We start from the raw sequence: 23793 nt of genomic DNA on the forward strand, positions 1-23793 counted from the left end.
AACCAATATGAAAAAACTGACTAGCGTGACCCATGCACTTGTCGCCGCCAGCCTGCTGGCCAGCCTGAACGCCTACGCGCAACTGCGCGTGGAAATCTCCGGCGTCGGCAGCAACCAGATCCCGGTTGCGGTAGCCGCCTTCGCCGACGAAAACCTGGCCCCGAGCCAGGCCTCGGCCATCATCAAGGCCGACCTGGAACGCAGCGGCATGTTCAAGATCATCGACGCCGGCACGGTCAGCAACGTCAACGACGTCGACTACAGCCAGTGGAAATCGCGCGGCGCCAACGCCATCGTGGTCGGCAGCGTGAGCAAGCTGGCCAACGGTGCCTTCGACGTGCGCTACAAGCTGTTCGACACCATCAAGGCCGCCAAGCTGTCGCAGCTGGACCAGTCCGCGCACCCCAACGAAACGCGCCTGGCGGCCCACAAGATCGCCGACGACGTGTTTGAAAAGCTGACCGGCGTGCGCGGCGCCTTCGCCACGCGCGTGGCCTACGTCACCCAGCAAGGCCGCCAGTACCGCCTGGTGGTGGCTGACTCGGACGGCGAGAACGAACAGCCGGCGCTGATCTCGAACGAGCCCATCATTTCGCCATCCTGGTCGCCGGACGGCAACAAGGTGGCCTATGTATCGTTCGAGCAGAAGAAGCCGGTGGTGTACGTGCAGAACCTGGTGACGCGCGCGCGCACCGTCATCGCCAACGAAAAAGGCAGCAACTCGGCGCCGTCCTGGTCGCCGGACGGCAGCAAGGTGGCCGTGGCCCTGTCCAAGAGCGGCAATACCCAGGTCTACATTGCGAACGCCGACGGTAGCGGTATCCGCCGCCTGACCAACAGCTCCGGCATCGACACCGAGCCGCAATTCTCGGCCGACGGCCAGTACATCTACTTCACCAGCGACCGCAGCGGCGGCCCGCAGATCTACCGCATGAGCGTCAACGGCGGCGAAGCCAAGCGCGTCACCTTCAGCGGCAGCTACAACATCAGCCCGCGCATTTCCTCCGACGGAAATACGCTGGCCTACATCTCCCGGCGCGACGGCGGCAACTTCCAGCTCTATGTACTGGATCTCGCCTCCGGCCAGGAACAACGCCTGTCCGACACCACCAGCGACGAGTCGCCCAGCTTCGCTCCGAACGGCAAGTACTTGCTGTACGCGACCGTGTCGGGCGGCCGCAAATCGCTGGCAGTGGTGTCGGTCGACGGCCGCGTAAAGCAACGCTTGACGATTCAAGCGGGTAATATCAAGGAGCCCACCTGGGGTCCTTTCATGAAGTAAAAAGCAGTCCTTTCATCAACGACCAGGAGAACTAAAAATGCGTAACGTTAAAAGCGTAGCCTTCGTCCTCAGCACCGCAGCGCTGCTGTCGGCTTGCTCGACCCCAGTAAAAGTGGCAGAACCAGCACCAGTGGTAGAGAAGCCAGTAGCTGCCCAGCCAGCCCCTGAGCCAACCCGCCCAGTGGCACCAGTACAAACCGCCGCGATCGATCCGCTGGACGATCCAAAAGGCGTGCTGGCCAACCGCTCCGTGTACTTCGACTTCGACAGCTACGTCGTGCGCGAAGACGGCAAGCCAGTGGTGCAGAACCACTCCGGCTACCTGACCAAAAACCCTAAGCGTTCGATTCTGATCCAAGGTAACACCGACGAACGCGGCGGCGCAGAATACAACCTGGCCCTGGGCCAGAAGCGCGCTGAAGCCGTTCGCAAGGCCATGACCGCCCTGGGCGTGCCAGAGAGCCAAGTCGAAGCCGTATCGCTGGGCAAGGAAAAGCCAAAGGCCGAAGGCCACAACGAAGAAGCATGGGCGCAAAACCGCCGTGCCGACATCGTCTACAAGTAATTTCGCAGTCGCAGTATGGCAACACACGGGGCGGCGCGCAGTTTATACTGCGCCCTGCCCCGTTTCTATTTGAAAGCGCATAGCACATGATGACACTGACCAAATCCCGCCTGCGTTCCGCTGCGGCCGCCCTGCTGGCCGCCACCGCCCTCCTGCCGCTGCACGCCGGCGCCGCCCTGTTCGACGACGACGAAGCCCGCAAGGCCATCCTCGACCTGCGCGCCAAGGTGGAAGCCATGCGCGCGGAGCTGAACGGCCGCATCGAGACCAAGGCGGACAAGTCCGTCGCGCTGGACATGAACAACCAGCACGAGCAGACCATGAGCGAAATCGCCAAGCTGCGCGGCTCGCTGGAAGTGCTGGCCAACGAACTGGCCAACACGCAAAAACGCCAAAAAGACTTCTACGTCGACCTCGACGCCCGCCTGCGCAAGCTGGAGCCGCGCCAGGTAACCATCGACGGCAAGACCGCGGCCGTGGACCCGGCCGAGCAAAAAGCCTACGACGCGGCCATGCTGCTGTTCAAGTCGGGCGACTTCAAGACCGCCGCCGTGGCGCTGGCCGAGTTTGTGCGCCAGTACCCTGAATCCGGCTATGCCGCCAACGCCCAGTACTACCTGGGCACCACCCACTACGCGCAGAAGGACTGCAAGGCAGCCATCCTGGCCGAGCAAGTGGTGGTGAAAGCCTATCCGGACAGCCCGCGCGCACCGGAAGCCATGCTGATCATCGCCGGCTGCCAGACCGAGCTGAAAGCGGCCGCCAACGCCAAGAAGACGCTGACCGAGCTGGTCAGCAAATACCCGGACAGCGAGGCGGCCGGCACCGCGCGCGAGCGCCTGAAGGGCAAGTAAGCCGTAGCCGGGCTGTCTGATGGCCGTTTGATGGTCGTTTGATGGTCGCATGATGCTCATGAGCATTTGACAGGACGGCGGGACACCCCTATAATCTTGCTTCTTTCGGGGGTCGTTAGCTCAGCTGGTAGAGCAGCGGACTTTTAATCCGTTGGTCGCAGGTTCGAATCCCGCACGGCCTACCACTCGAAAGAAGCCAAGGTTTGTACCTTTGGGTCGTTAGCTCAGCTGGTAGAGCAGCGGACTTTTAATCCGTTGGTCGCAGGTTCGAATCCCGCACGGCCTACCAAGATTCATCAAGAAAGCCCACGAATTTCTGTTCGTGGGCTTTTTTGTTTCCGGTCTATTCAGGCGTCTTCATCCCTTCTTCTGCTGCCACGCCGCTTCACTGGTTATCCGCCGCCGGGCGGCGAACGTCAGCGACAGTGCTGAAATCAAAAAGTAGAACGCACCGAACCCTGCGTACCCGATGACGGTGGCGATGGACGGCACTGCGGGAGCTTGTGCCTGGACAACGAACACAGCGCCTGCCAGCGCCGATTGGGCGCCGCTGAGCACCATCGCCCACTGCGCACCGTAGAGTCTCCGGCGCCGCAGCGCCGTGCCGAGTTGCAGCAATCCGGACAGGATGGCCCAGACGCCGAATACAGCAAGAACATGACGCATATCCGGCAACGCCACCCAGACCGCGGCAGCTACCACGAGGCTCACCCCGGCGTTGGCGAGCTGAGTCCGATTTCTGCCGAGGCCGCCGCTAAACGCTCCGTCAACCAGATTGGCCAGTGCGTCCCAAAGCGGATAGATAACCAGCAGACCGGCGGCGATGGTGGGCGTATGCGTCGCCAGGCCGACGGCTGCAAGGATCCAGGCCACGGAAGCTGCAGCCCGGGCGAAGTAATAGGTCCTCAGCCAGCTTTCGTCAGCGGCCCGATCCGGCACTGCATGTGAATTTTCCACGAGATATTCCCTTTAAAAGATGTGCCATCCTACTAGTTGGTAGGGATGACGATTAAAAAAATGAGCACAGCTTTGGACTGTCAGCTGACGGCCGAAATGCGCTCCAACTGCGTATCCATAATGGCGCCAAAAATGCCGGCATCGCCGTACGCGCGTGCGGACAGCATCGCCCCATGCACCGTCGCCATCAATATTTCCGCCTCGACCTGCGGTGCGTGGCTCAATGCCATGGCGCCCTGCTGCAGGCCGCGCGCAAACAGCGCTGCCAGCCATCCCGACAGGAAACGAAAATGGGCACGAATTTCCAGCGCCACTTCATCCGGCAGGACAGGTAGTTCACTCGCCAGCAAAGCACACACACAGAACGGCGCGCTCGCATCGCTGATGCAAGTTTTCCAGTATTCGATATAGGCGCGCAACTGGTCGAGCGCGTGCGGTATGCTGTTTTCAAGGCTCAGAACCCCGGCTGCCGTCTCCTCGCGATAGCGGCTTAGCAACGTTGTCACCAAGTCGACCTTGCTCGGAAAATGGTGGTGGATGCTGGCCTTGCGTATGCCCACCACGTCAGCGATGTCCGCATAGCTGAATCCGTTATAGCCGCGCGCGACTATCAGCATGCGCGTGCACGCCAAAATATCATCGGCGGTAGTCGAAATTTTGTTCATGTGCGCAAGCCTACCTTCTAGTAGGTTTGGCGTCAAGCGTGGCCGGGTGGTGCTGAAGACCAGCTCCCTTCACGTTATCAGCAGTTTGCCCATGCCACCACGGCCGACCATGTCCTCATGAGCCGCGTCCACGCAACCAGACTGGACGGTGGATCGCTGGCGCAAACGGCGGGCGTGCCGCAGCGCTGTGCACTAATCCGTGTTCTTCGGAGCGCCCGTCGCATCGCCCGGCTCCGGCTTCGCGCGCCGGGATGGCGCGTCGAAGCAGGGATAGTCCTCGCTGAGCGACATAGGCACTTGCAGGCAGACACTCTGCGTCGGCAAGACCTCGGTCCAGTCATGGATCAAGTCGCGGTAGGCATGACCGACGGGACGCAGGTTGCGGTCGAGATCCGCCAGGCCAAGCGCGTTCACGCGGCCGTTGTTCTCGCGCAGGCCGGTGTCCCAGTCCACCTGGTCCGTGAGCGAATACCAGGTGAAGCCCACCAGCGGCACGCCGTTGTTGCGCACCCGCAGTACGTTGGCCCATTCCTTGCGTAGCCAACGCACCGCTTCGTCCCCTTCCGGCCCCTGGCAGAGATTGGTTTCCGTATGCATCACCGGCAGGCGGTAGCGGTTGTAGTACTGGTGCGTAATGACAGCGTAGCCGAACACTTCGCCGGACGGCCCCGTCGTGCCGTCGGCGGCCACGTGGTGCTCGTTGGTCTGGTAGTAATCATTCCCCATGATGCAGTGATGCTTGAGATTGTTGTTCAGGAAGAAGTGGTACTCGTCGCGCGTCATTCCGTTGTCGAGCAGGTATTCGTACATGGTGGAGTCCACCCGGCGGCCGTAGTTCAGGTCCAGCGACAGGAAGCGGCGGGCGTTCATGGTCTCGGCCGGGCCGATCGCGGCCGGTGTCTGCGCATGGAAGTATTCGGACGATTCGCTCTGGATAAATAGCGCGTCCCGGCGCACGGCCAGGATTGCGCGCATGGCCAGCAGGTTGGCTTTCACCAAATGCTTGAGCGCCGTGACGAAGGCCCGGTCGCTGCGCTGCTGCTCGTTCCACCAGCCATAGAGGGCGGAAAACAGTGCGCAGATCGACATTTCGTTCACCGGGGTATACAGCTGCAGCCATGGGTAGCGCTCGGCGAATGCGCCAGCGTAGTCTGCAAACAGGGCGGGGAAATCCGGATTCTGGAAGTTGCCGAGGAAATCCGGCAGGCCGAAATGGCACAGGTCGAGAATCGCCACGATGCCGCGGCTGCGCAACTCGCGCAAGGTCTCGTCCGCGAAGGACCAGTCGTAGCGCTGCGCGCCGATGAGCGTCGTGTGCAGCGGCGGGCCGTATCGCAGGAAGCGAATGCCGAGATCCTGCACCAGGTCGAAGTCGCGTTGCCAGTGCCGATAATGTCCGCATTTTTCCATCTCGTCCATACGAACCTTGCCGCCAGCGATGGTGGGAATGCTGTTTTCGATACCGGTTGCGAAGATGAAGCCCGGGGGAGTGGATGCCATGCTCAGCCCCTTTCCGTGAATGCTAGCCGTGACAAGCAAAACTATAGGAACGGCCAGCCGTCCGGACTGTGCACTGGATAACATAGCCGGGCCCGGACCCGAAGTCCTGGCTTTTTTGTTTCCGGCGTCGCAATCCCGTTGGCCCTGCTCCAGTTTTATGCGATCATCACTCCGGCCTGACCAATTTTAATTACCAGCATATTGGCCATACCAATTTACCTTCATCCATATGGAATCGCACCCATGCAGTCAGCAGCTGTCCTCCTGGCCTTGACGGCCTTTGCCACACCGCTTGCCGCCGCCCAGGGCAGCGCTCCCTGCACCAAGGAACTGGGCAATCCCTTCCTGCGGCATTGCCAGGACTGGGCCAGGGGCGTGGAGCAGCAGCGTAAGGCCGACCTGGGCAATGGCAGCTACCTGAACCCCATCATGGCCGGCGACCATCCCGATCCCAGCATTCTCAAGGACGGCGACGATTACTACATGACCTTCTCGTCCTTCGAAGCCTATCCCGGCCTGACCATCTGGCACTCGCGCGACCTGGTGAACTGGGAGCCGATCGGCAGCGCGCTGAAAAAGTACATCGGCAGCGTGTGGGCGCCCGAGCTCACCAAGCATAAGGGCCGCTACTACCTCTACATTCCGGCCAAGCTGCCCGGCAATAACAACATCTACGTGATCCACGCCGACAATATCCGCGGCCCCTGGTCCGAGCCTGTCGCGCTGGGCAATGCCCGCATCGACCCCGGCCACATCGTCGGCGAGGACGGCAAGCGCTACCTGTTCCTGTCGCACGGCGACCGCGTCCAGCTATCGGACGACGGCCTGCAAATCGCCGGCCCCATGCAGCACGTCTACGACGGCTGGAAATACCCGGAACAATGGGACGTGGAAGGCTACGCCCAGGAAGGCCCGAAGATGACGCGCCACGGCGACTACTATTACATGACGCTCGCCCTGGGCGGCACGGCCGGCCCGCCCACCGGCCACATGGTGGTGTCGGCACGCTCGAAATCGATCCATGGTCCCTGGGAGAACTCGCCCTACAATCCCATCATCCGCACCGTATCGGCGGCGGAGAAATGGTGGTCCAAGGGCCATGCCACGCTGGTGGAAGGCCCGGGCAAATCGGGCTGGTACATGATGTACCACGGCTATGAAAACGGCTTCCACGCCCTCGGCCGCCAGGCCCTGCTCGCGCCCATCGTGTGGACCGAGGACGGCTGGTTCAAGGACGCCGGCTACGACGCCGGCAAGCCCATCCCCAAACCGGCCGGCGGCAGCGCGGTCCCACACGGCATGGCCCTGTCCGATGATTTCTCGACCAACAAATTCGGCCTGCAATGGAGCTTCTTCCGTGGCGGCGTGGACGAGAACCAGCGCGTGCGCTACCGCGACGGCGTGCTGGAACTGGAAGCCAAAGGCAGTTCGCCCGCCAACAGCTCGCCGCTCACCTTCCTGGCCGGCGACCAGGCCTACCAGTTTGAAGTGGACATCGATTTCGATGAAGGCGCGCAGGCCGGCGCCCTGCTGTTCTACAACGACAAGCTGTACGCCGGCGTGGGCGTAAACAAGAACGCCCTCATCCTGCACCGCTACGGCATGGACCAGCCGCGCGGCGACAAGCCGGCCGGCATGGCCAACAAGCTGCGCATGCGCGTCACCAACGACCGCCACATCCTCACCGTCCACACCAGCATCGACCAGGGCAAGACCTGGCACAAGTACGGCGTGCAGATGGAAGTGTCCGGCTACAACCACAACGTGGCCTACGGCTTCATGAGCCTGCGCCCGGCCATCTACGCGTCCGGCAAAGGCAAGGTCCGTTTCAGCAACCTCGTCTACCGCGCCCTGCCATGAAGCACTGGAGAACCATGCAAGCACTTCGCCTCCGCCTCCTCGCCGCCTTCGCCGGCGCCTGCCTGCTGCACGCCCTGCCCGCCGCCGCCGCGCCGGTGATGGACCGCGCCGCCATCGACGTGCGCGGCTGGGCCGCCGAGACCAAGGGCGGTGCCGGCGGCGCCATCGTGCGCGTCACCAACCTGAACGCCAGCGGCGAGGGCTCGCTGGCCGCAGCGCTGGCCACTGACGGCGCGCGCATCGTCGTGTTCGAAGTAGGCGGCGTGATCGACCTGCAGGGCGCAAGCCTGCGCATCAGCAAGCCCTTCGTGACTGTGGCCGGGCAGACCGCTCCCCACCCCGGCATCACGCTGATACGCGGCGGCCTGTCGGTCTCCACCAACGACGTGGTCGTGCAGCACATCGCCGTGCGGCCCGGCGAAAACGGCAAGCCGAAAAAGAGCGGCTGGGAGGCCGATGGCTTGTCGTCCAGCGGGGCCAGCAATCTCATCGTAGACCATTGCAGCTTCAGCTGGGCCACCGACGAAAACCTGTCCGCATCCGGCGCCCGCTTCAACGGCAAAACGCCGGACGACTGGCCCAACGGCACCTCGCGCCGCATCACCTACAGTCACAACATCATCGCCGAGGGCTTGCGCGACTCCACGCACGGCAAGGGCGAGCATTCAAAGGGCACGCTGATCCACGACAACGCTGAACAGATACTTTTGTACGGCAACCTGTACTCGTCCAACGTAGAGCGCAATCCCCTTGTGAAAGGCGGCGCCAAGGTAGCGGTCATCAACAACCTGATCCACAATCCAGGCAAGCGCGCGGTGCACTACAACCTGATCGCGCACGAATGGGGCGAGCGCGCGCCGCGCACCGGCGCGGTGACGGTGATCGGCAACGTGCTGCGCGGCGGGCCGGACACCAGGCGCAATACGCCGCTGTTCAGCCTCGGGGGCTCGGGCGACGTCAGCCTGTACATGCAGGACAACATCGCCATCGACGCCAACGGCGAAGCGCTGCCGATGACGGGCCGCTACACCGCCGACACGGCGCGGATGTTGAAAGCCGAGCAGCCCTACCTGCCTGCCGGCCTGTCGCCGCTGCCGGCCGAAGGGCTGGAGAGCGCGATCTACGCCAGCGCCGGCATGCGGCCTTGGCAGCGCGACGCGGTCGACTTCAAGATCCTGTCGGACGTGGCCGAAGGGCGCGGCCATATCGTCGACAGCGAAGCGCAGTCGTCTGGCTATCCGGCCTACGCGCCCACGCGCAAGCCCTTCGTTGCGGCCGACTGGAACCTGGCCGACATGTCGCCCAAGGCCGGCTGGCAGTCGCTGGCCGCCAAGCGGCCATAGCGCCCGTCGCCGCGTGATGCCACGCCGGCGCTACTGCCCCGCGTCCATGCGGTCCAGTTCAGCGGCGGCGTCGGGCGGCAGAACCAGCGCGCCTGCAGCCAGGTTTTCCCGCAGGTGGGTAACGGACTTGGTCCCTGGAATCAGCAGGATATTGGGCGAACGACGCAGCAGCCATGCCAGTGCCGCCTGGTTGGGCGAGGCGTCAAGCCGCGCGGCGACGCCCGACAAGGTAACCGACTGCAGCGGCGAGAAGCCGCCCAGCGGGAAGAACGGCACGTAGGCAATACCGTCGCGTGCCAGCTCGCCGATCAGGGCGTCGTCCGCACGGTGCGCCAGGTTGTAGTGGTTCTGCACGCAGACGATGTCGCACATACGCCGCCCTTCGGCCACCTGTGCCGCCGTTACGTTGCTCAGGCCGATGTGCCGCACCAGGCCCTGTTGCTGCAAGCGCGCCAGCGCGGCCAGCTGTTCGCCGATCGGCCCCTCGGCCGGCTGCATGGGATCGATCATTACGCGCAGGTTCACCACGTCCAGCACGTCCAGCCCCAGGTTACGCAGATTGTCATGCACTGCCTGCTCCAGCTCGGCGGGCGACGAGGCCGGCAGCCAGGCGCCGTCCGCACCGCGCCGGGCGCCGATCTTGGTGGTGATGACCAGGCCGTCGCGGTAGGGATGCAAAGCTTCGCGGATCAGCTGGTTGGTCACATGGGGACCGTAGAAGTCGCTGGTGTCGATGTGGTTCACGCCGGATTCCACGGCAGCGTGCAACACCGCCAGCGCACCCGCCCGGTCCGCCGGCGGGCCGAACACGCCGGGACCGGCCAGTTGCATCGCTCCGTAGCCGACGCGGTTGACCGTCAGGCTGCCGAGCTGAAAAGTAGTGTATGGCTGGGACATGCTGCACCTCCTTTGTAGTTGAGGCCTCCAGTGTAAGCACCGCGCCGCCGTTCGATAAGCCTATATAATCAGCACAACCTGTACAAAATTCCGCACAATGAAAATCGACCTGGCCGACCTGGGTGCTTTCCTCGCCGTGGCGCGCGCCAAGGGCTTTCGCGACGGCGCGCGCAGCAGCGGCGTGAGCGCGTCCGGCCTGAGCGAGGCGGTGCGCCGGCTGGAAGCGCAACTGGGCGTGCGGCTCCTGAACCGTACCACGCGCAGCGTCGCGCCCACCGAGGCCGGACAACGGCTGCTGGAGCGGCTCAGTCCTGCGCTCAGCGAGGTGGCGGCCGCGCTCGACGAGGTGAATGACTGCCGCGGCCGCCCGGCGGGCAAGCTCAAGCTGAATGTTCCCGTCAGCGCTACGCGGCTGGTGCTGCCGTCCATCGTACCGGGCTTCCTGGCCGCCTACCCGGACATTGAACTGGAAGTCATTGCCGAGGAAAGCCTGGTCGACGTGCTGGCCGCCGGCTGCGATGCGGGCATCCGCTACGACGAGCGGCTGGAGCAGGACATGATCGCCGTCCCCATCGGCCCGCGCGTGCAGCGCTTCGCGGCGGCGGCAGCGCCCTCCTACCTGGCGCGGCGCGGACGGCCCGAACACCCCGGCCAGCTGCTGCAGCACGACTGCCTGCGCATGCGTTTCGGCGGGCGCGCCGTGCAGCCCTGGGAATTCGAGCGCGACGGCGAAACGGTGAAGGTCGAAGTCCACGGTCCGCTGGTGGTGGAGCGGTCCGGCGCGGCAGACCTGATCGTGAACGCCGCGGTGGCCGGCAGCGGCGTGGTGTTGCTGTTCGAGGACTGGCTGCGGCCCCACATGGACAGCGGCGCGCTGGAGCCGGTGCTGGAGCCGTGGTGGCCATCATTCTCCGGCCCCTTTCTTTACTACCCGGGACGCCGCCTCGTCCCGGCGCCGCTGCGGGCCTTCATCGACTACATCAAGGGGGCCTGAGCCTCCCGCGCGTATCGCTTTGTATCCTTTCCCGGGCCGGACACAAACTTCCCCAACAGCGCCGCAAGTGGCACATCATTGCGATACACGGGAAGCGTCCAATGCTCCTGTCCCCACGCGAAAGGAAGCATGATGCCCACCTTGATCAAACACCTGGCCGCTGCCGCTGCCGCCACCCTGCTCTGCGCTGCAGCCGGCGCGCAATCAAGCCCCGAAGCCGGCCGCCCGGCCGCCGTGATACCGCTGGAAGCCGAGCCCGCGCCCAGACTGATCGCCTACGCCCCGCTGCCGGACGCGCTGGCCAGGGGCGTGGTCATCATCCAGCACCGCACCGAGAACCTGCGCGTGCTGCCGGTATTCGGCAAGGAAGCGGTGGCCGTGTCGCCGCACCTGGGCCACATCCACGTGACGGTGGATGACTGGAAAGGCACCTGGGCGCATACCAGCGCCGATCCCCTCATCCTGGTCGGGCTCACGCCCGGTCCGCACAAGGTGCTGCTGGAGATCGCAGACCCCAGCCACAAAATCCTCGGCAGCCAGACGGTCTCCTTCACGGTGCCGCCGAAAAAAGGCGCCGGCGAACACGCGCATTAAACGGCGGCCGGCGGCAAGCTACGCCAGGCCTTCGCGCTCCAGCGCCAGCCGTACGGACGGGCGCGCGCGGACGCGCCCATACCACGCGGCCAGGTGCGGCAAACCGTCGAAGTGGATGCCGGCCTTGTAATAGGACGTGAGCCAGGCCGCCTGCCCCCAGCCCGTGAGGGCGAACAGGTAGGCATCGGCAACCGTGAAGTGCTCGCCCGCGAGGTAGGCGCGGCCAGCCAGCTGCGCGTCGATCCAGGCGTAGCGCTGCGCCAGCTTGGGCCCGGCCGTTTCCACGTACTTGCCTGCCAGGCCGGCGTACAGCAGCGGTATGAAGCCCTTGTGTATCTCGGACGACAGGAAGTTGAGCCATTCCTGCAAGCGGTAGCGCGCGATGCTGCCGTGCGGCGGCGCCAAGCCCGCTTCCGGTTTCAAGTCGGCCAGGTATTGCAGGATGACCGCGCCTTCGCGGAACACCTGGCCATCGTCCAGCTCCAGCGCAGGCACGTAGCCGAGCGGATTGACGGCGCGGTAGTCGCCACCGTCTTCCGTGCGGTGCTGGCGGTGGTCGACCTTGACCAGCGTGACGTCCAGCGCCAGCTCATGGGCGACGATGTGCGGGGCCAGCGAGCAGCTGGCCGGAATGTAGTACAGCTTCATGGCGGATCTCCCGGTTCATTGGAGGGCCGATTATGGGAGATCCGGTATAAAAAAGTAAGAAGGCACCAATTTGTGGTGTAGGTACAAAAAGTATACCGACGTGCTACCATGGCCGCCATGAAGAAAAACGTGAGCGGATGTTCTGTGGAGGAAGCGATGCACCTGCTGGGCGGCCGCTGGCGGCTGCTGCTCGCCTCTTATCTGATCGATGGTCCCAGGCGCTTCAACGAATTGCGGCGCGACGTACCGGGCATCTCGCAGCGCATGCTGACGCTGGACTTGCGCGCGCTGGAGGAAGCAGGCCTGGTCAAGCGCACCGTCTATCCTACCGTGCCGCCGAAAGTGGAGTATGAGCTGACGGCGGACGGCATGCGCATGAAGCCCGTGATCGCAGCGGTAAAAGAATTCGGCCTGTGGCTGAAGGCACGCTGACTACATCACCACCAGCCCCATCTCCCTGAGCACGCTGGCTGCCTGCGCGTGGGAGATCACGGCGCCACGGAACATCCTGGTGTCGTTGAGTTTCATGCCGCCGATCTCCGCGCTGCGCAGGTCGGCGTTGTCGAACTTGGCCAGCTTCAGGATGGCGTCGCGCAAGCTGCCGCCTTCAAACACCGCATCGCGGAAATCGCAGCCGGACAGGTCGGCGTCCGAGAAGTCCAGGTTCTTCAGCTCCGCCTTGCGGAAGGAGAAGCCGCGCAGGTCGGCCCCCACCAGCAGGCAATCCTCGAACGCGGCGCCCAGGTGCGACACTTCTTCAAACGACGCGCCGGTGAGCTTGCAGCCGCGGAAGCTGGCCGAGGCCAGCTTGGCGCGCCGCCACTTGGTGTTATTCAGGTCGCAGCCCTGGAATTGCGCGTCCACCAAGTCGGCCGCCTCGAAGTCGGCTTCGCCGGCGCGGCAGCGCAGCCACTTGGAGTGGGACAGCTTGCAGGCGTACAGCACCGCTTCGCTGAACACGCAGCGCTCGAAAGTGCACGACTGCAGGTCCAGGCGCGACAGGTCGGCACCGCTGAAATCGCAATTGGAGAAATGGCGGACGGCTTGCGCCAGGTACTGCTCCAGCTGCTCGCGGCTGGGGCTGGCGTCGGAAATGGTGGTGGCGGGATCGTGCGGCATGGCGGATGTGGTCTGGCTGGCGGCTTGGAGGCGCCGAGTATGCACGCCTCCCGAAAAAATAACCAGTCTAGCCAGAACCCCGGATTTCTGAGCAAATCCGGGGCCGCGCAGCCTTAGAAGCGGTACTTCAGCGTCAGCGTGGCGGTGCGCGGCGCGGCGTAGGTGATGGCGCCATAGGCCGAGAACATGCCGAAATGCTGCTTGTCGAACGCGTTGCTGATGTTCAGCTGCGCCGACAGCTGCCGGGTGATGTCGTAGCGCGCCATCAGGTTCACCAGCGCGTGCGCTTCCTGCTCGATCAGGCCGTTGGTGGACACTGGCGCCGCCGGGTCGGCCGTGTAGGTGCGGCCTTCCCAGTTCACGCCGCCGCCCACTGTAAGCTTGTTCCACTCGCCCGGCAGGTGGTAGGTGGTGAACACACGCAGCAGCTTGCGCGGATAGACCGTGTTCACGTCCGCACCGGCAGCATCTTCGGCCTTGAACTGGGTGTAGCCGGCGGTGGCATTCCAGCCCTTCGCCAGTTCACCGGACAGTTCGAACTCCAAGCCCGTGCTCCTGGCGCCCTTGGCGGCGCGGTAGTAGGTTTCCGGCGCCAGCGGGCCGGCGCCGTCGCGGTCAACCAGGCCGGCTTCCTGGCCCAGGTTGTCCTGCTTGATCCGGAACACGGCGGCGGATGCGTTCAGCCGGCCGCCGAAGAACTCGCCCTTCACGCCCGCCTCGGTGCTCTTGCCCAGCACCGGATCGAGCATGCCGCCGTTGATGTCCTTGAAGTTCTGCGGCTGGAAGATGTCGGTGTAGCTGGCGTAGGCCGAGTAGTCCCTGCCGATGTCGTAGACGATGCCGGCATACGGCGTCACCTCGCGGTCGTGTTTCAGCGCATACGCCGGCGTCCACTGGCCGTGGCCGGTCTTGTCGTAGTCGGTCAGGCGGGCGCCGACGATCAGCTTGAGCGGATCGCTCAGCGAGAAGCGCGCCATGCCGTACAAGGCTTCCTGCTTGGTCACACTGCTTTCGTAGAAGGCCGGCGCGCCCCATTTCGGTTCCGGGAAGGCGGCGCCGTTCCAGTTGTTGAAATCGCCCACCTCGGAACTGGCACTGCCGAAATCGGCAGCGCGGCTGTCGGAGTTGAACTTCTGCCGCGAGTGCATATAGCCGAAGGCGGCTTCATGCTTGCGGCCGCCCAGCGCGAACGGGCCGCTGGCATGCAGGCCGAAGTCGTCCTGGCTGCTATGGGTCAGGTAGGAGCCGGCGAAGGAATACATGCCCAGGCCGCTCACGCGGTCCGGCACGCCGGACAGGTAAAGCAGGTGCGAGTCGCCCTTGCGCTCGCCGTTGCTGAAGCTGGCACGCACTTTCCAGCCATTGTCGAAACCGTGTTCCAGGTTGGCGAAGAAGTTTTCGTAGACCGTGCCCCAGCCCGTCCAGCCGGCGGCGGAGGTTTTCGAACGGGCCCAGTTGGTCTTGCTGCCGTCGGTGTACCAGTACGGCAGGCCGCCCCACATCGGCCCCTGCGGGTCGGTTTCCTGGCGGCTGAAGCCTGCGGAGAGCAGCGTCTTCAGCGCCAGGTCCGCCTCCATGGTGGCGTAGACCGTCTTGTCCTTGCTCTTCATCAGGTCCACCCAGCTGTCGGCCTGCCGGTACTCGCCGACCACGCGCGCGCGCACCGTGCCGGCCGCGTTCACCGCAGTGGACAGGTCCACCATGGCGCGGCGCTCGTCCCAGCGGCCCACGCCCACCTCGGCCGAACCGGTGAAGTCCCTGGCAGTGGCGCGTTTGTGCACCAGGTTGATCGCTGCGGAAGGATTACCGGCGCCGGTCATCAGGCCAGTGGCCCCGCGCACCACTTCCACGCGGTCGTAGATGGCCAGGCTGCTCAGCACTTCGCCGGAACTCCAGGCCTGCTCCCAGGTGGTGGGGATGCCGTCGATTTGCAGGTTGGTGATGTCGAAGCCGCGCGCGGTAAAGCCGGCGCGGTGCGTTTCGTACTGGTTCACGGACACGCCGGTGACGTTGTTGACCACGTCGGTCACCGACATCAGGCCCTGGTCTTCGATGCGCTGCTGGGTCACCACCGACACCGACTGCGGCGTGTCGCGCAGGGACATGCTCAGCGGCGTGGCGGTCCTGGCGCGGCCGGTGGTGTAGGAACCTGTGCCTTCGGTGGTGTCGCCGAACTTGTCGCCCACCACCTGGACCTGCGGCATGACTGCCACCTCCGCTGCCGGATCCGCTGCCAGCGCGGGGCCGGCCACGGGAAAGGCCAGCCCCACACATACCGCCAAACGATTCAACTTAAGACGCCCGGGGGCGTGCGCGCGCTTTTCCATCGATAATCCCGTAACTTTTATAAGAAACGAGAATGATAACGATTCGCATTCAATTTTACAAGCCTGGCCGGGGCAGCTGCGCGCACGGGCGCAGCACGCGCCCGGTCAGCGCTTCTTGAGGATGGAGCCGAGCACGCCCCGGATGATCTCGCGGCCCACCTGGGAGCCGATGCTGCGGGCGGCGGATTTGACCATGGCCTGCACGGCGGTGTCGCGCTTGCCTGGTTTGCCGAACAACCCGCCCAGCACGTCGCCGAACACCGAGCCCTCTTCGGCCGGGGCCTCGGGCTGGCGGTGCGTCTCCTGCGGCGGCGCGGCACGGCCGCCGGGCGCCGGACGCTGTTCCGCCGCGCGCGCGCTGCCGGCCAGGCGGCTGTTCAGTTTTTCGTAGGCGGACTCCCGGTCCACGGTTTTGTCGTACACCCCCGCCACCACGGAATTGTCCATGGCGGCCTTGCGCTCGCCCGCGTCGATGGGGCCGAGCTGGCTCGCCGGCGGCAGGATGAACGCGCGCTGCACCACCTGCGGCGTGCCTTTCTCGTCCAGGAAGGACACCAGCGCCTCGCCCACGCCCAGCTCCGTGATCACCTGCGCCACGTCCAGCGCCGGATTGGGGCGGAAGGTTTCCGCCGCCGCCTTCACGGCCTTCTGGTCGCGCGGCGTGTAGGCGCGCAGCGCGTGCTGCACCCGGTTGCCGAGCTGGCCCAGCACCGTGTCCGGGATGTCGAGCGGGTTCTGCGTGATGAAGAACACGCCCACGCCCTTGGAGCGGATCAGGCGCACCACCTGCTCGATCTTCTGCAGCAGGGCCTTGGGCGCCTCCGCAAACAGCAGGTGCGCCTCGTCGAAGAAGAACACCAGCTTGGGCTGGTCCAGGTCGCCCACTTCGGGCAGGTTTTCAAACAGTTCGGACAGCATCCACAGCAGGAACACGGCGTACAGGCGCGGCGCGTTCATCAGCTTGTCCGCGCACAGGATGTTGACCACGCCCTTGCCGCGCGCGTCGGTCTGCAGCAGGTCGTCGATATTGAGCATGGGCTCGCCGAAAAACTGGTCGCCGCCCTGCTCCTCGATGGCGATCAGCCCGCGCTGGATGGCGCCGATGCTGGCCGCGCTGATATTGCCGTAGCTGGTCTTGTAGTCGGCCGCGTTGTCGCCCACGTGCTGCAGCATGGCGCGCAAGTCCTTGGTGTCGAGCAGCAGCAGGCCGTTATCGTCCGCGATGCGGAACACCAGCTGCAGCACGCCCTCCTGCGTGTCGTTCAGGTTCAGCATGCGCGCCAGCAGCAGCGGCCCCAGGTCGGACACGGTGGCGCGCACCGGGTGGCCCTGCTGGCCGAACACGTCCCAGAACGTCACCGGGCAGCCGGCCCATTGCGGCGGCGCCACCTTCAGCGCTGCCAGCCGCTTGCCCATTTTCTCGCTCAGCGCGCCTGGCTTGGCGATGCCGGACAGGTCGCCCTTCACGTCGGCCATGAACACCGGCACGCCGATGTCGGACAGCGACTGCGCGATCTTTTGCAGCGTCACCGTCTTGCCAGTGCCGGTGGCGCCGGTGATGCAGCCATGGCGGTTCACCAGGCTGGACAGCATCTCCAGCGCCATCTGGTCATTTTTCGCAAGCAAAAGGGAGGTTGGCATGATGGTGCTCTCGGCGAATGGGGATGCAAACTATCATACCTCAGCAGCCAGCGTGACAATTGAATAGTATTGGCGTTTTGTGAAGACGCTACTATCGGCGCACAATCACCCATTTTATGGACAGCCCCATGAACGACAACGTCTACGCACCACCCAAGGCCGAACTGGGCCCGGACTCCCGCAGCATGGCCGGCGTGCCGTTCTACGTGGTGTCGCCGCGCAAATTCCTGATCCTGTTCATCGCCACGCTGAGCATCTACCAGGTGTACTGGCTGTACAAGAACTGGGCGCTGTACCGGCAGGCCAGCGGCGAAAGCCTGTGGCCGGTACCGCGCGCCATCTTCAGCGTGTTCTTCCTGCACTCCCTGTTCCGCCACGTGAAGGCGCACAAGCAGGAAGACGCCCCGGGCGAATGGAACAACAATGCCAGCGCCTGGGCCATGGTGGGGCTGATCGTGGTGAGCAATACCCTCAGCCGCCTGTCGAGCCGGGCCGTCGGCTCGCCCTATACCGACTGGCTCTCGCTGCTGACCCTGATTCCCCTGGCCCTGTGCTTCCTGCCGGTGCAAAACCAGATCAATGCCCGCTGCGGCGACCCCGCCGGCAGCAGCAACGACAAGCTCACCGGCGCCAACCTCGCCTGGTGCGTGGTGGGCGCCATCATCTGGATCCTGGCGCTGATCGGCCTGTTCGCCACCGACGCGGTCAGCAACGCGGGCGGCAGCGGCTTCTAGCGCTCAGCAGCACACCCGGTTGCGGCCCTCGCGCTTGGCGCGGTACAGGGCTTCGTCGGCCTGCAGGATCAGCGCCTCCACCGAGGCGCCTTCGCACGGGTGGCAGGCCGCCACGCCCAGGCTGAGCGTGACCACCGGCGCGGTGTGCGAGGCCGGATGGGGAATCGCCAGCGCTTCGCAGGCGCTGCGCAACTCCTCGGCGATCTGCAGCGCCGCCTCGCGCCCCGTATCGGCCACCACGAACACGAATTCCTCCCCGCCGTAGCGCGCCGCCAGGTCGCCCGCGCGCCGCGCGTGGCGCAGGAACACGCGCGCCACTGCGGCCAGGCAGCGGTCGCCCTCCTGGTGGCCGAGCGTGTCGTTATACGGTTTGAAGGCGTCGATGTCGGCGATCACCAGCGCCAGCGGCGCGCGGCTGCGGCAGGCGCGGTTCCACTCCTCGCGCAGCACGTCGTCGAAGCGGCGGCGGTTGGCCAGCCCGGTCAGCGCGTCCACGAAGGACAGCCGCGACAAGTGCTCGTTGGCCTGCTTCAGCGCCTCGGTCTTCTGCGCCACCAGGCGCTCCATTTCCACGTGCCGGATGCGCAGGTGGCGCACCCGCAGCCGGAACAGCGCATAGATGCCGGCCGCCATGCCGGTGAGCATCAGCCCGGCGAACCAGTATGTCTCGTAGAAGAACGGCTGCACGGTAACGTCCAGCGCCGGCCCGGCCTCGCTCCAGCGCTTGCCGTCCACCGAGGCCGTCACGCGGAAGCGGTAGCTGCCGTGCGCCAGCGCCGGGAACGACACTTCGCGGTTGCTGCCGGCATCGATCCAGCCCGGCGCCAGCCCTTCCATCTGGTAGCGGAAGCGCGCGCGCTCGGCGTTGAGCAGCGTCTTGGCGCTGTACTGGATGGCCAGCGTGACCGGCCCCGGCGGCAGCGACAGCGGCGCCAGCACCGGCGCGGCCCGGATGCTGCCGTTCACCGCCACGCGCTCCAGGCGCACGGTGGGCGGCACGTCGGTATCGGGCAGGCGGCGCGGATCCACCAGCACCAGGCCCTTGGCCGACGGCAGCAGCAGGTTGCCGCCGCCGTCCATGGCGCCGGTGGGCTGCAGCCCGCCCGCGAACGTGGTGCTGCGCATCGATTCGCCCGGGCCGAAGCCGCTGGAGACCACGCGGGCCTGGCGGCCCTCGGCAAACGCGTCCAGTTCGCTGCGCTTGACGCGGTAGAAGCCGCGGTTGCCGGTCACCCACAGGTAGCCGGCGCGGTCTTCCTGCAGGCTCAGGCAAGTGCCGTCCCACAGCCCGTCGGCCGGCCGGATGCTGCTCAGTCGCCGGTTGCGCATGCGGTTCAGGCCGTCGCCATTGCTGCCGATCCAGAGCGTGCCGTCGGCGTCCTCGTACAGCGACATGATCCAGTTCGACAGCAAGCCATCGGCCGCCGTCATGGCCTTGAAAGCGCCGTCGCGGTAGCGCGCCAGGCCTTCGCCGGTGGTGCCGAACCACAGCGTGCCGCTCCTGTCCTGCAGGATGGAGGACACGCCGCCGGACGGCGCGCCCGGCGCGCGCACCGGCGTGAAAGCATGGCCATCCAGCCGCGCGATGCCGGACTGGGTGCCGGCCCAGACCGTGCCCTGGCGGTCCTGGTACAGCACCCGCACTTCCGAGCTGGGCAAGCCCTCGGCGGTGCCGAACACGGTGACCTTGCCGTGCTGCAGGCGCGCGGCGCCGCCGGTGTAGCTGCCTATCCACAGCGCGCCGTCGCGGTCCTCCATCAGGCTGGAAATCTCGTCGCTGGGCAGGCCGTCCTTCTTGCCCAGCACGGCAATGCCATTGGCGTCGATGCGGTTCAGGCCGCCCCCGGCGGTGGCCACCCAGGTCACGCCGCCGCGGGTATGCAGCACCGAGCGCACATTGTCGTGCGACAGCCCCTCCGGCACACCCAGCACGCCGAAGGCGCGGTCGCGCAGCCGCACCAGGCCGCTCACCCAGGTGCCGGCCCACACGCTGCCCTCGTGGTCGGTATGGATGGACCAGATATGGTCGCCCGCCAGCCCGCCGCCGGTGCCGATGGCGCTGAAGCGCTCGCCCACCATGCGCACCACGCCGTTGCCCCAGGTGCCGATCCACAAGGTGCCGTCGCGGCCGCGCGTAAGCCCGGTCAGCTGGTCGGTGGGCAGGCCGTCCGCCGTGGTGTAGACCTTCACCTTGCCGCCCAGGCCAAGCACGCGGGCCAGGCCGCCGCCCGCCGTGGCGGCCCACACGCCGCCGCCAGGGTCGGCCAGTACCGAGCGCACCTGCAGGTGGGGGAAGCCGTTGTCCGGATTGAGCACGGTGAAGCGGCCGGCAGAAAACGCCACCAGGCCGCCGCCCGAACTGGCGATCCACAGCACGCCGTCGCGGTCGAAGGCCAGCGCGCGCAGGCGGTCCGTGGGCAGGCCGTCGGCCTGGCGGTAGTGCCGGGTGGCGCCCTTGTCCCAGCGCAGCAGGCCGCTGTTGGTGGCGGCCCAGACCGCGCCGTCCGGCGCCTGGGCGAAGGCCCACACGCGCTGGTCGCCCAGCGGGCCGGCGGAAAACACGGTGCGGAACTTGCCGTCGCGGTAAATGGCGGCGCCCTTGTTATGGCCTATCCACAGGTTCTGCTGGGCGTCCTGCATCAGCCCCAGCACAGGCTGGGATGCGATATCGGCGAATTCGGAAGCGTCGAAGGTGGTAAAGCGGGCGCCGTCGAAGCGGGCCAGTCCGCCCAGCGTGCCCACCCACAGGTAGCCGTCGCTGGTGTGCAGCAGCGCCGCCACCGCGTTCTGCGGCAAGCCCTGCTCGATCTGCCAGCCATCCAGCCGGTACTGGCTGAGCGACTTTTCCTGGGCGGCAGGCAGCAGGAGGGGCGCGCCTGCCAGCGCGCGCGCGGGCAACCACAGCCATGGCAGCAGGGCAAATAAGGCCAGGAAACGCAAAACCACTCCTTTGTTGACTGAGCAACATGATACCGTACCCAGGCTGCCGGACAAAGAAGATGCCCGCCGCATTTGCCAGGCCGCCACACTGCGCTGCAGGTAGAATGGCAAGCGGGGAGACGACAAGGGGAATCGAGATGCGCTGGCCAACCCGCCGCCAGGCCATGCTGGCCATGATGCTGCTGTGCGCGCCGCTTGCGCGCGCGCAGGTAGCCGCGCCGCTGCAGATCGTCACCGGCGACCTGCCGCCCTACGCCATCGAAGGCCAGCCGCAGCGCCCCGGCCTGCACGTGGAAGTGGTCGAGCAGGTGCTGCGGCGCGCCGGCCACCCGGCCAAGGTCGGCTTTTATCCCTGGGCGCGCGCCATCGCGCTCACCAAGCACACGCCGCACACGGCCATTCTGCCACTCACCCGCACGCCGGAACGCGAGCCGCACTTCACCTGGCTGATGAAGCTCGACACCCAGCACTTCGTCTTCATCAACCGCCAGGCCGATACGCCGGTCGCCTCGCTGGAGCAGGCGCGCAAGCTGCGCATCGCCGTGCTGCGCGGCTCGCCCAACCTGGACCAGCTGCTGAACCGCCAGTTTTCCGAGTCGCAGATCGTGCAGGCCACCAAGGTGGAAGACATGGTGCGCCTGCTGGAACGCGGCATGGTCGACGCGGTCTACGGCGGCAACGTCATCAACATGGAAAAGATCCGCGCCAGCGGCCGCAACCCGGCCAGCTTCCAGATCGGCATGCTGGTGGAATCGGCCGACATGTGGCTGGCCGGCGGCGCCGGCTTCAGCGAAACCGAACAGGCGGCGTGGCGCCAGGCCTACGACGCCATGCTCAGGGACGGCTCGCTGGCGCGCATCTACCGCAGCTACGGGCTGCCGCCGCCGGCGCCCTGAGCGCGCGGAGCAAGCCTCAGTAGCCCACTTGTTTCAGGTATTCCGCGCGTGCGGCCAGTGCGGTATCGGCGAAGTCCGCGAACACGCCGTCCACGCCCAGTGCGTAGAACTGCTTGAACTCGGCCTTCGGGTCGCCCTTGTAGTCGGCGGCCAGGCGGCGCTGCTCGTTGCGGAAGGTGTAGGGATGAACGAACAGCCCGGCCTTGTGCGCGTCGTCCACCAGCGTGGTGGCCGGCTGCGTGGTGGTGTCGGCTTCGTTCACCTTGCCGTCGCCGTTCACGTCGGCCACCTTGCCGTCCGCGCCCACGGTGCCCTTCACGCTGACGATGTAGCGCTTCCATGGGCCGATGCCGTCCGCATAAGTCTTGATCTCGGCCAGGCCGGCCGGCGTGACCATGGCGCTGAACAGGCGCTTGTCGCCCGCCTGCGCCCAGTCGTACGGACGGTCGTATGGCGCGGCGAAGGTGAGCGCGCCAGTCTTCAGGTCCACGTCGTCGGCGTCGATCAGCTGCACCATCTTCACGGTGGAGCCTTTGCTGCGCATGTATTTCAGGCTGCCCGGTTCAAAACTCTGCAGGAACACCGGTGCGGCGCGGTCGTTCCAGCCGGCCGCGGTCAGCATCGCCAACAGCTTGTCTTCCAGCGGCACGCCCTGCTGGCGGTGGAAGGTGGGGTTCTTGGTTTCGGCGTACAGCGAGATGCTGCGGCCGCTCTTCTTGATCATGTCGATCACTTCCTGGATGGTCGCGATCTTGTACTTGCCATTGAATTCCTGCGGGCGTTCGGCGTCGGTGGAAATGCCGCCCAGGGTCTTGATCTCGGCCAGCGTGAAGTCGCTGGCGAACCAGCCCTCCTGCATTTCGCCGTCCACGCTCAGCTTGCGTTTGCGCGAGGCGAACTCGGGATGCTGCGCCACGTCGGTGCTGAACACCAGGTTGGGATCATGGCGCGCGATCAGCACGCCGTCCTTGGTGGAGACCACGTCCGGCTCGATGGCGTCGGCGCCCTGCTCGATCGCGCGCGCGTAGGCCTCCACGGTTTCCTCCGGCAGCGTGCCGCCCGCGCCGCGGTGCGCCACCACCAGCGCCGGCTTGCCATCCAGCGTAGGCAGCGCAACCCAGTCGCTGCTGCCGCAAGCGCTCAGCGCGCCGGCGGCGCAAACAACCATCAAGCCTTGTCCATACTTCATATCCGCCCCTTGAGAAATTAACAATGGGCCGGATTCTAGGGAAGTAAAATGACAGGCGCATGAATCCATGCGCAATCGTGCGCGGCGTCCCGCACGATCGTGCGGACCGCGCCAGCGCTTGCCGCCGCTACTAGCGCAGCGTTGACACTACTAGCGCAGCGTTGCCGACACCACCTTGACCTGGCTCAGCGTACCGTCGGCCATGCGCTGCGCCGGCACTTTCAGCAAGACTTCACCGGTGGCCTCGCCGTCCGGCGCCATGTCCAGCGTAATCTTCAGCGAACGGTCATTCGCCACGAAGCTGCGCGGCGAGGCGGCGATCAGCTTGCGCGGACCTTCCTGGTCGATTTCAGCATACAGCGCGGGACCGGAACCGTACTGGCGCATATGCAGCGTCTGGCCGTTGGACAGGGTGTAGCTGCCACGGAACACGCTGGTCTGGTCGCGGTCCAGGTGCAGCGGCATCGCCGGCAACTCGATCTTGAGCACGCGGCCCGGCACCGGCACCGACTCGTCGGCCGGCGTGGTTTGTGCAACAGCAGCCAGCGACGCCACGCCCAGCATTACCGCCAAAATGATCTTTTTCATGATTAGCCCCATCCATAGTGTTTGTTCGATTCGGGAAAACTGCCAGGGCCAGCCATCAGTCTTGTGTGGCCGGTTGCTAGCACTGTAGGCAATCGGGGCGGAGCGCACAACGCGGATTGGGACGGACGGCATTTTCGCGGGGATGAACTGCACGAATCCGGGCCTGGCTGGCGGCGCGGGCCGTCTTCGGCGCGAACAAT

At 65.7% G+C, this 23793-nt stretch carries 21 protein-coding genes and 2 tRNA genes; 12 read left to right on the plus strand and 11 right to left on the minus strand.

The window, feature by feature from the left end:
- Positions 1-7 precede the first annotated feature (7 nt).
- From tolB to ASC94_RS17560, 5 genes are all read left to right on the plus strand, one after another.
- Complete coding sequence (gene tolB, locus ASC94_RS17540) at positions 8-1282, plus strand: Tol-Pal system beta propeller repeat protein TolB (protein WP_056397472.1); 1275 nt, start codon at positions 8-10, stop codon at positions 1280-1282.
- 37 nt (positions 1283-1319) lie between these two features.
- Entirely contained in the window at positions 1320-1847 is a 528-nt protein-coding gene (gene pal / locus ASC94_RS17545) for a peptidoglycan-associated lipoprotein Pal (RefSeq protein ID WP_056397475.1), read from the plus strand.
- 86 nt (positions 1848-1933) lie between these two features.
- A complete protein-coding gene (gene ybgF / locus ASC94_RS17550) occupies positions 1934-2701 on the plus strand; it encodes a tol-pal system protein YbgF (RefSeq protein ID WP_056397477.1) in 768 nt (255 codons plus the stop codon).
- A 109-nt stretch (positions 2702-2810) separates the two neighbouring features.
- Positions 2811-2886 (plus strand) — tRNA-Lys (locus ASC94_RS17555).
- A gap of 28 nt (positions 2887-2914) precedes the next feature.
- Positions 2915-2990, plus strand: a tRNA-Lys gene (locus tag ASC94_RS17560).
- 68 nt (positions 2991-3058) lie between these two features.
- On the opposite strand, the gene ASC94_RS17565 is transcribed toward ASC94_RS17560, so the two are convergent.
- The 3 genes from ASC94_RS17565 to ASC94_RS17575 form a co-directional block, all read right to left on the minus strand.
- On the minus strand, positions 3059-3658 hold the full coding sequence (locus ASC94_RS17565; RefSeq protein ID WP_056397480.1) for a hypothetical protein: 600 nt from the start codon (positions 3656-3658) through the stop codon (positions 3059-3061).
- A gap of 80 nt (positions 3659-3738) precedes the next feature.
- Positions 3739-4323 carry a TetR/AcrR family transcriptional regulator gene (locus ASC94_RS17570; protein WP_056397482.1) on the minus strand — a complete coding sequence of 195 codons (585 nt, stop codon included), beginning with the start codon at positions 4321-4323 and terminating at the stop codon, positions 3739-3741.
- A gap of 192 nt (positions 4324-4515) precedes the next feature.
- Entirely contained in the window at positions 4516-5823 is a 1308-nt protein-coding gene (locus ASC94_RS17575) for a family 1 glycosylhydrolase (protein ID WP_056397485.1), read from the minus strand.
- Between the two features lie 243 nt (positions 5824-6066).
- Here ASC94_RS17575 and ASC94_RS17580 point away from each other — a divergent pair, with 243 nt between their 5' ends.
- Together ASC94_RS17580 and ASC94_RS17585 are read left to right on the plus strand one after the other, a co-directional pair.
- Entirely contained in the window at positions 6067-7683 is a 1617-nt protein-coding gene (locus tag ASC94_RS17580; protein ID WP_082616607.1) for a family 43 glycosylhydrolase, read from the plus strand.
- A 14-nt stretch (positions 7684-7697) separates the two neighbouring features.
- Entirely contained in the window at positions 7698-9026 is a 1329-nt protein-coding gene (locus ASC94_RS17585) for a polysaccharide lyase family 1 protein (protein ID WP_157201484.1), read from the plus strand.
- A 30-nt stretch (positions 9027-9056) separates the two neighbouring features.
- On the opposite strand, the gene ASC94_RS17590 is transcribed toward ASC94_RS17585, so the two are convergent.
- The gene (locus tag ASC94_RS17590) at positions 9057-9923 is read right to left on the minus strand and encodes an aldo/keto reductase family oxidoreductase (protein WP_056397493.1); all 867 of its coding nucleotides are present in this window, start codon (positions 9921-9923) and stop codon (positions 9057-9059) included.
- A 97-nt stretch (positions 9924-10020) separates the two neighbouring features.
- On the opposite strand from ASC94_RS17590, the gene ASC94_RS17595 reads away from it, so the two are divergent.
- On the plus strand, positions 10021-10917 hold the full coding sequence (locus tag ASC94_RS17595; protein ID WP_056397496.1) for a LysR family transcriptional regulator: 897 nt from the start codon (positions 10021-10023) through the stop codon (positions 10915-10917).
- Between the two features lie 129 nt (positions 10918-11046).
- Positions 11047-11511, plus strand: coding sequence for a DUF6130 family protein (locus ASC94_RS17600; protein WP_307718842.1), 465 nt, complete (start codon positions 11047-11049; stop codon positions 11509-11511).
- Between the two features lie 18 nt (positions 11512-11529).
- Here ASC94_RS17600 and gstA read toward each other — a convergent pair whose 3' ends face one another.
- Positions 11530-12159, minus strand: a complete 630-nt coding sequence (gstA, locus tag ASC94_RS17605) for a glutathione transferase GstA (RefSeq protein ID WP_056397499.1) — start codon at positions 12157-12159, stop codon at positions 11530-11532.
- A 117-nt stretch (positions 12160-12276) separates the two neighbouring features.
- Between gstA and ASC94_RS17610 the strand changes: the two genes are divergently transcribed.
- Positions 12277-12591, plus strand: a complete 315-nt coding sequence (locus ASC94_RS17610) for a helix-turn-helix domain-containing protein (RefSeq protein ID WP_056398147.1) — start codon at positions 12277-12279, stop codon at positions 12589-12591.
- Here the strand turns inward: ASC94_RS17610 and ASC94_RS17615 are convergent, their stop codons facing one another.
- The 3 genes from ASC94_RS17615 to ASC94_RS17625 all read right to left on the minus strand — a co-directional run bounded on the left by ASC94_RS17615 (position 12592) and on the right by ASC94_RS17625 (position 17246).
- The gene (locus tag ASC94_RS17615; protein ID WP_229417309.1) at positions 12592-13323 is read right to left on the minus strand and encodes a pentapeptide repeat-containing protein; all 732 of its coding nucleotides are present in this window, start codon (positions 13321-13323) and stop codon (positions 12592-12594) included. It abuts the gene before it with no gap.
- A 68-nt stretch (positions 13324-13391) separates the two neighbouring features.
- Positions 13392-15548: a TonB-dependent siderophore receptor gene (locus ASC94_RS17620; RefSeq protein ID WP_229417310.1), complete on the minus strand. Its 2157-nt coding sequence runs from the start codon at positions 15546-15548 to the stop codon at positions 13392-13394.
- A 162-nt stretch (positions 15549-15710) separates the two neighbouring features.
- A complete protein-coding gene (locus ASC94_RS17625) occupies positions 15711-17246 on the minus strand; it encodes a helicase HerA-like C-terminal domain-containing protein (RefSeq protein WP_056397508.1) in 1536 nt (511 codons plus the stop codon).
- A 128-nt stretch (positions 17247-17374) separates the two neighbouring features.
- On the opposite strand from ASC94_RS17625, the gene ASC94_RS17630 reads away from it, so the two are divergent.
- Positions 17375-17980 (plus strand): hypothetical protein, encoded by a 606-nt coding sequence (locus ASC94_RS17630; RefSeq protein WP_056397511.1) that lies wholly within the window; start codon positions 17375-17377, stop codon positions 17978-17980.
- A gap of 3 nt (positions 17981-17983) precedes the next feature.
- On the opposite strand, the gene ASC94_RS17635 is transcribed toward ASC94_RS17630, so the two are convergent.
- Positions 17984-20920 (minus strand): ligand-binding sensor domain-containing diguanylate cyclase, encoded by a 2937-nt coding sequence (locus ASC94_RS17635; RefSeq protein WP_056397515.1) that lies wholly within the window; start codon positions 20918-20920, stop codon positions 17984-17986.
- Positions 20921-21057: 137 nt separating this feature from the next.
- On the opposite strand from ASC94_RS17635, the gene ASC94_RS17640 reads away from it, so the two are divergent.
- Positions 21058-21816, plus strand: a complete 759-nt coding sequence (locus ASC94_RS17640; RefSeq protein ID WP_056397518.1) for an ABC transporter substrate-binding protein — start codon at positions 21058-21060, stop codon at positions 21814-21816.
- 16 nt (positions 21817-21832) lie between these two features.
- On the opposite strand, the gene ASC94_RS17645 is transcribed toward ASC94_RS17640, so the two are convergent.
- Positions 21833-23005 carry a glycerophosphodiester phosphodiesterase gene (locus ASC94_RS17645; protein WP_056397521.1) on the minus strand — a complete coding sequence of 391 codons (1173 nt, stop codon included), beginning with the start codon at positions 23003-23005 and terminating at the stop codon, positions 21833-21835.
- A 150-nt stretch (positions 23006-23155) separates the two neighbouring features.
- Positions 23156-23593 (minus strand): hypothetical protein, encoded by a 438-nt coding sequence (locus tag ASC94_RS17650; protein ID WP_056397524.1) that lies wholly within the window; start codon positions 23591-23593, stop codon positions 23156-23158.
- Positions 23594-23793: the final 200 nt, after the last annotated feature.

Origin of the sequence: Massilia sp. Root418 (genome assembly GCF_001425265.1) — a bacterium.
Lineage (GTDB): Bacteria > Pseudomonadota > Gammaproteobacteria > Burkholderiales > Burkholderiaceae_D > Rugamonas.

Bases quoted from the DNA above. Each gene is read 5' to 3' on its own strand.
- ASC94_RS17575 (WP_056397485.1), bottom strand. From the start codon at position 5,823: ATGGCATCCACTCCCCCGGGCTTCATCTTCGCAACCGGTATCGAAAAC.
- ASC94_RS17595 (WP_056397496.1), top strand. From the start codon at position 10,021: ATGAAAATCGACCTGGCCGACCTGGGTGCTTTCCTCGCCGTGGCGCGC.
- ASC94_RS17585 (WP_157201484.1), top strand. From the start codon at position 7,698: ATGCAAGCACTTCGCCTCCGCCTCCTCGCCGCCTTCGCCGGCGCCTGC.
- ASC94_RS17625 (WP_056397508.1), bottom strand. From the start codon at position 17,246: ATGCCAACCTCCCTTTTGCTTGCGAAAAATGACCAGATGGCGCTGGAG.
- ASC94_RS17600 (WP_307718842.1), top strand. From the start codon at position 11,047: ATGATGCCCACCTTGATCAAACACCTGGCCGCTGCCGCTGCCGCCACC.
- ASC94_RS17640 (WP_056397518.1), top strand. From the start codon at position 21,058: ATGCGCTGGCCAACCCGCCGCCAGGCCATGCTGGCCATGATGCTGCTG.
- ASC94_RS17610 (WP_056398147.1), top strand. From the start codon at position 12,277: ATGAAGAAAAACGTGAGCGGATGTTCTGTGGAGGAAGCGATGCACCTG.
- ASC94_RS17590 (WP_056397493.1), bottom strand. From the start codon at position 9,923: ATGTCCCAGCCATACACTACTTTTCAGCTCGGCAGCCTGACGGTCAAC.
- ASC94_RS17630 (WP_056397511.1), top strand. From the start codon at position 17,375: ATGAACGACAACGTCTACGCACCACCCAAGGCCGAACTGGGCCCGGAC.
- ASC94_RS17570 (WP_056397482.1), bottom strand. From the start codon at position 4,323: ATGAACAAAATTTCGACTACCGCCGATGATATTTTGGCGTGCACGCGC.
- tolB (WP_056397472.1), top strand. From the start codon at position 8: ATGAAAAAACTGACTAGCGTGACCCATGCACTTGTCGCCGCCAGCCTG.
- ASC94_RS17580 (WP_082616607.1), top strand. From the start codon at position 6,067: ATGCAGTCAGCAGCTGTCCTCCTGGCCTTGACGGCCTTTGCCACACCG.
- ASC94_RS17650 (WP_056397524.1), bottom strand. From the start codon at position 23,593: ATGAAAAAGATCATTTTGGCGGTAATGCTGGGCGTGGCGTCGCTGGCT.
- gstA (WP_056397499.1), bottom strand. From the start codon at position 12,159: ATGAAGCTGTACTACATTCCGGCCAGCTGCTCGCTGGCCCCGCACATC.
- ASC94_RS17645 (WP_056397521.1), bottom strand. From the start codon at position 23,005: ATGAAGTATGGACAAGGCTTGATGGTTGTTTGCGCCGCCGGCGCGCTG.
- pal (WP_056397475.1), top strand. From the start codon at position 1,320: ATGCGTAACGTTAAAAGCGTAGCCTTCGTCCTCAGCACCGCAGCGCTG.
- ybgF (WP_056397477.1), top strand. From the start codon at position 1,934: ATGATGACACTGACCAAATCCCGCCTGCGTTCCGCTGCGGCCGCCCTG.